This is a genomic window from Streptomyces sp. UH6 (genome assembly GCF_013421635.1).
In the GTDB taxonomy this organism is placed as follows: domain Bacteria; phylum Actinomycetota; class Actinomycetes; order Streptomycetales; family Streptomycetaceae; genus Streptomyces; species Streptomyces abyssomicinicus.
Genome location: NZ_JACADT010000281.1, coordinates 1 through 6,270, shown reverse-complemented (window position 1 = coordinate 6,270; position 6,270 = coordinate 1). Strand labels below are relative to the sequence as shown.

General features: G+C 72.2%; 4 protein-coding genes. 3 read left to right on the top strand and 1 reads right to left on the bottom strand.

Annotated elements, in window-relative coordinates:
* The first annotated feature begins 50 nt into the window (after positions 1-50).
* Together HW445_RS15395 and HW445_RS15390 are read left to right on the top strand one after the other, a co-directional pair.
* Complete coding sequence (locus HW445_RS15395) at positions 51-2,246, top strand: 3-hydroxyacyl-CoA dehydrogenase NAD-binding domain-containing protein (RefSeq protein ID WP_180221587.1); 2,196 nt, start codon at positions 51-53, stop codon at positions 2,244-2,246.
* Between the two features lie 206 nt (positions 2,247-2,452).
* Positions 2,453-4,273: a long-chain fatty acid--CoA ligase gene (locus HW445_RS15390; RefSeq protein ID WP_180221586.1), complete on the top strand. Its 1,821-nt coding sequence runs from the start codon at positions 2,453-2,455 to the stop codon at positions 4,271-4,273.
* Positions 4,274-4,372: 99 nt separating this feature from the next.
* Here the strand turns inward: HW445_RS15390 and HW445_RS15385 are convergent, their stop codons facing one another.
* Positions 4,373-5,512: an acyl-CoA dehydrogenase family protein gene (locus HW445_RS15385; protein ID WP_180221585.1), complete on the bottom strand. Its 1,140-nt coding sequence runs from the start codon at positions 5,510-5,512 to the stop codon at positions 4,373-4,375.
* A 127-nt stretch (positions 5,513-5,639) separates the two neighbouring features.
* Between HW445_RS15385 and HW445_RS15380 the strand changes: the two genes are divergently transcribed.
* Complete coding sequence (locus HW445_RS15380; RefSeq protein ID WP_180221584.1) at positions 5,640-6,266, top strand: TetR/AcrR family transcriptional regulator; 627 nt, start codon at positions 5,640-5,642, stop codon at positions 6,264-6,266.
* The last annotated feature ends 4 nt before the right edge of the window (positions 6,267-6,270 follow it).

Below are 6,270 nucleotides of genomic sequence, written 5' to 3'. Positions count from 1 at the left end.
CCGCCGTCGACCCTCCGCAGCCGTCCACCTTCACGGGAGACCAGCCAGCCATGGACACCACCGCACGACCCTCCACCATCCGCTGGGAAGAGTCCGACGACCACGTCGTCACCCTCGTCCTCGACGACCCGGACCAGTCCGTCAACACCATGAACGCCGCGTTCATCGACTCGCTGGACGCGGTCGCCGCCCGGCTGACGGAGCGCCGGGACGAGATCCGGGGCGTCGTCGTCACCTCCGCCAAGAAGACCTTCTTCGCCGGCGGCGACCTGCGCGACCTGATCTCCGTCACGCCGGAGACGGCCGGCGCCTCCTTCGAGGCCGGGATGCGCGTCAAGCGCTCGCTGCGCGTCCTGGAGACGCTGGGCAGGCCGGTCGTCGCCGCGATCAACGGGGTCGCGCTGGGCGGCGGTTACGAGATCGCGCTGGCCTGTCACCACCGCGTGGTGCTGGACAGCCCTTCCGCCCGCGTCGGGCTTCCCGAGGTCACCCTGGGGCTGCTGCCCGGAGGCGGGGGAGTGACCCGGACCGTCCGCATGTTCGGCGTGGCGGAAGCCCTGCAGAAGGTCCTCCTGGAGGGCACCCAGTACGGGCCCCAAAGCGCCCTGGAAGCCGGACTGGTCGACGAGATCGCCGCCGACCACGACGAACTCCTCGCCAAGGCGCGGGCGTTCGTGGACGCCCACCCGGAGTCCGCGCAGCCCTGGGACGCGCCCGGGTACCGCATCCCCGGCGGCACCCCCGCGCACCCGAAGTTCGCCGCGCAACTCCCCGCGTTCCCGGCGCTGCTGAAGAAGAAGACCGGCGGCGCCCCGTACCCGGCTCCCCGCAACATCCTCTCGGCGGCCGTGGAGACCGCCCAGGTCGACGTGGACACCGCCTTCGTCGTCGAGGCCCGGTACCTGACCGAACTGGTCACCGGGCAGATCACCAAGAACATGATCCAGGCGTTCTTCTTCGACCTCCAGGCCGTCAACTCCGGTGCCAGCCGCCCCGAGGGCGTCGAGCCGCGCAAGGTCGCCAAGGTCGCGGTGCTCGGCGCGGGCATGATGGGCGCGGGCATCGCCTACTCCTGTGCCAGGGCCGGCATCGAGGTCGTCCTGAAGGACGTCTCCGCCGAGGCCGCCGCCAAGGGCAAGGCCTACTCCGAGAAGCTCTGCGCCAAGGCCGTCTCCCGCGGCCGCACCACCCAGGAGAAGGCCGACGCCCTGCTCGCCCTCATCACCCCCACCGCCGACGTCCAGGACCTGGCCGGCTGCGACGCGGTGATCGAGGCCGTCTTCGAGGACACCGGCCTCAAGCACAAGGTCTTCCAGGAGATCCAGGACGTCGTCGCCCCCGACGCGCTGCTGTGCTCCAACACCTCCACCCTCCCGATCACCGGGCTCGCCAAGGGGGTCGAGCGGCCGCAGGACTTCGTCGGCCTGCACTTCTTCTCCCCGGTCGACAGGATGCCGCTGGTGGAGATCGTCAAGGGGGCGAAGACCGGCGACGAGGCGCTGGCCCGCGCGTTCGACCTGGTGCGCCAGATCCGCAAGACGCCGATCGTGGTCAACGACTCCCGGGGCTTCTTCACCTCCCGCGTCATCGGCCACTTCATCGACGAGGGCGTCGCCATGGTCGGCGAGGGCGTCGAGCCCGCCTCCGTCGAGCAGGCCGCCGCGCAGGCCGGCTACCCGGCCAAGGTGCTCAACCTGATGGACGAGCTGACCCTCACCCTGCCGCGCAAGATCCGCGAGGAGACCCGCCGGGCCGTCGAGGAGGCGGGCGGGCACTGGGAGCCGCACCCCGCCGACACCGTCGTCGACCGCATGATCGACGAGTTCGGCCGCACCGGCCGCAGCGGCGGCGCCGGGTTCTACGACTACGTGGACGGCAGGCGGGCGGGCCTGTGGCCGGGCCTGCGCGAGCACTTCACGGACCCCGCGGCACAGCCCGCCGACCTGACCGAGCTGGTCGAGCGGATGCTCTTCGTCGAGGCGCTCGACTCGGTGCGCTGCCTGGAGGAAGGCGTCCTGGTGTCGGTGGCGGACGCCAACATCGGCTCGCTGCTCGGCATCGGCTTCCCGCCGTGGACCGGCGGCGTGCTCCAGTACGTCAACGGCTACCAGGGCACCGCCGGAACCGGCCTGCCCGGTTTCGTCGCCCGCGCCCGCGAACTGGCCGAGAAGTACGGCGACCGCTTCCGGCCGCCCGCGCTGCTGGTGGAGAAGGCGGAGAAGGGCGAGACGTTCGCCGACTCCTGAGGCGCCCGGGGGACCGCGGCGCCCCCGGCCCGTGCCCGCACCTCCTGAGCACCGACCGGTCCGCCCGGGCCGGGCCGTCCTTCCCCTCGGCCCGGCCCACCGCGGCCCGGCGCACCCACGCCGCGATCCGCCCGGCATGCCCGCCGGGGCGTCCCCACCGCCCCGGCCTCCCCGGACGTTCCCTTCCGACCCGCATGGAGGCCCCGATGACATCCACCGCCGACCTGCTCAGCGCCCCGGCCGACCTGACCCTGCCGCGGCTGCTCGCCCGCAACGCCGAGGAGTACCCCGAACTCCCCGGCCTGTCCTGGAAGCCGGCCGACGACCCGGAGAACTGGACGACGTTCACCTGGGCGCAGATCCACGAGCACACCCGCCACCTCGCCGCCGGTTACGCCGCGCTCGGCGTCGGCCGCGGCGACCACGTGCTGATGATGATGTCCAACCGGCCCGAGCACTGGCTCTCCGACCTGGCGCTGGTGCGGCTCGGCGCCGTCCCGGTCAGCGTCTACGGCACCGCGGCCCCCGAGCAGATCACCCACATCGCCCGCAACTGCCGGGCCCGGATCGCCGTGGTGGAAGGGACGGCCCAGACGGCGGTGTGGGAGCCGCTGCTGGCCGACGCGGACACCCCGCTGGAGCGGCTCGTGGTGGCCGAACCGGGCCAGGAGGGCAGCCACTTCCCGTACGCCGCGCTGCTCCGCGAGCCGGTGTCGGATGAGTTCGCCAAGGAACTGGACACCGCCCGCTCCGACGACCCGCTGACCGTCGTCTACACCTCCGGCACCACCGGCGAGCCCAAGGGCGTCGTCCTCACCCACCGCCAGGTGATGTCCAACGCCCTGGCGCTGGACGCGGTGGTGGAGCTGCCGCCGCACGTCGAGCACATCTGCTACCTGCCGTTCGCCCACATAGCCGAACGGATGCTGGGCATCTACCTGCCCTGTCACCGGGCCTCCCACGTCTACCTCTGCGCCGACCCGACGGCCGTCGCCGCAGTGGTGCGCGAGGTGCGCCCCGCCCAGTTCTTCGGCGTGCCGAGGATCTGGGAGAAGCTGTCCGCCGCCGTGCGGGCCGTCCTGTCGCTGATGCCCGCCGAACAGCGGGACGTCATCGACCAGGCCTTCGAGGTGGCCCGTGAGCACGTCGCCTGCCGCGAGCGCGGCGAGACGCCGTCCGCCGAGCTGGAGGAGCGCTACGCCCGTGTCCGCAAGGACGTGCTGCTGCCGATGCTGGCCGCGGGCGGCCTGGACCGGGTGACCTGGTCGGCCAGCGCGTCCGCGCCCATGTCGGTGGACGTCGTCAGGTTCTGGGCCGGCTTCGGCGTCGTCATCATGGACGCCTGGGGGCTGACCGAGACCACCGGCGTGACCACCAGCAACAGCCCCAAGCTCGGCTTCAGGCTCGGCTCGGTGGGGCGCCCCGTGGAGTCCGTCGAGGTCAGGATCGCCGACGACGGCGAGATCATGGTCCGGGGCACGTCCCTCTTCTCGGGCTACCTCCAGCCGGACGGCTCGGTGCACTCCGCCCTCGACGAGGACGGCTGGCTCGCCACCGGCGACATCGGCCGGACGGACGAGGACGGGTACCTCTGGCTCACCGACCGCAAGAAGGAGATGATCATCACCTCCACGGGCAAGAACGTCTCGCCGGCCCTGGTGGAGAACGCGCTGAAGGAGCACCCGCTGATCGGCCAGGCGATGGTGCACGGCGACAACCGCTCCTACCTGGTCGCCCTGCTGGTGCTCGACCCGGAGGCCGCCCCCGCCTGGGCCGCGGCCAACGGCGTCGACGCCGAGGGCGGACCCGCCGCACTGGCGGAGCACCCCACGGTCCGCGCCGAGGTGGACCGTGCGGTGGCCGCGGCCAACTCCCGGCTCAACCGCACCGAGCAGGTCAAGCGGTACGAGCTGCTGGCCGAGGAATGGGGGCCGGCCGGCGGCGAGCTGACGCCGTCGCTGAAGATGCGGCGCCGGGTCATCCGGGAGAAGTACGCCGACGCGCTCACCGGGCTGTACCAGGACTGAACGGGGGCGCAGCCCTCGCCCCGGCGGCACGACACGGCCGCCCACCCCCGCCGGGGGTGGGCGGCCGCGTCGCGTACCGTCCGTGCGGACCCGGCCCGCTCAGAGGCCGTAGGTCTTGCCGATGACGTCCCGCTGGATCTCGCTGGTCCCGCCGTAGACCGTGGAGACGACCGCGGCGCGCAGATGGCGCTCCATGTCGAACTCGGTCGTGTAGCCGTAGCCGCCCATCATCTGCATGCCTTCCAGGGCCGCCCGCTTGGCGACCTCGGTGGCCTTCAGCTTGGCCATGGACGCCTCACGCGGGAACAGCTTGTCCGGCTGCGCGTCGCAGTCCAGGGCCACCTCGCGCACCAGCAGCCGGGTGCACTCGATCTCGGTGGCCAGGTCCGCGATCCGGTGCCGCAGCGCCTGGAAGGAGCCCACGGGGCGCCCGAACTGCTCACGCTCGCGGACGTAGGTCACCGCGTCGTCGAAGGCGCGGCGCGCCAGTCCCAGCATGTTCGCGGCGAGGAAGAGCCGCTCGTAGTTCAGCCCGGCCATCAGCTGCCGCCAGCCGTTGTCCACCTGCCCGACGACCGCGTCCGCGGGCAGCCGCACACCGGTGAGGAAGACGTCGTTCACCTCCCTGCCGCCCATGGTGTCGATGCGCCGCACCTCCACGCCCGGGGTGCCGGAGGGCAGGTGGAACATGGTGAGACCGCCGTGCTTGTCCTCGCCGGTGCGGGCCACCAGCAGGATGTGCTTCGCGCAGTGCGCGTTGGAGATCCACGTCTTCTGGCCGTCGATCACCCACGAGCCGTCCGCGTCCCGCCGGGCCTGGCAGCGCAGCGCGCCGACGTCCGACCCGGCCCCCGGCTCCGACATGGCGATGGACAGGACGTCCCCGTCGATCACGCCGGTCAGCACCTCGCACCGCTGCTCCTCGGTGCCGAACTTCTCGTACGCCTTCGCCGCGATGACGGTGGTGACGAAACCGCCCGCCGGGACCATGCCGTACGAGGTCTCCTCCAGGAACAGGCAGGCGTCGGCCAGCCCGCCGCCGGCGCCTCCGTACTCCGTGGGCAGGCACACCCCGAGCCAGCCCAGATCGGCGAGCCTGCCGTACAGCCCGGGATGGTGCGCCTCCCGGCCGCCGTCGGTCAGCGCGTCACGCTGTTCACGGGTACCGCACTCGCGCTTGGCGAGGTCGCGGATGGCCGCGACGAAGTCGGCCTGTTCTTCGGTGAGTCGACTGCCCATCAGGTCCTCCGGGGTCCGGTGCCGGTCGGTGGTCCGGCCGGGGTCGCACGGGAAAGAGAGTTACAAAGAGATGATAAGTGTTTCATCGTCTCTCGGGGAGATCTTCGCCGGTATCGTGAGGAGCACCATGAAGACTGACGCGGACGACTCCTTCCTCACCCGGGCCCTCGGCCGGTCCGAGACCGAGGACCGGACGGCGCAGCGGATCCTCGACGCCGCGCTGGAACAGTTCACCCTTTTCGGCCTGCGCCGTTCCTCCGTGGACGACGTCGCCAAGCGGGCCGGCGTCTCCCGGGTCACCGTCTACCGGCGCTTCCAGACCAAGGACCGGCTCGTCGAGGACACCCTGCTGCGGGAGCACCGGCGGTTCTTCCAGCGGCTGGACGCCGCGGTGGCCGCGCTGCCGACCATGGAGGAGCGGGTGGTCGAGGGGTTCGTGGTCGCCCTGCGCCACACCCGTGCCCACCCACTCTTCGGAGGGCTGCTGCGCCTGGAGCCCGAGGTGGTGCTGCCCTACCTGACGGTGCAGGGCGGCTCCTCGCTCTCCGCCACGGTGGAGTACCTGACGGCCCATCTGCGCAGGGCCCAGCAGGCCGAGGGGCGGCCCGACGAGGACCCCCGGCCGGTCGCCGAACTCATGGTGCGGGTCGCCGTGTCGTTCCTGCTCAACCCCGCCAGTTGCATCGAGACGGGCGACGAGGACCAGTCCCGCGCCTTCGCCCGCCGCTACCTGGCCCCCCTGCTCGGCGCCTGACCGG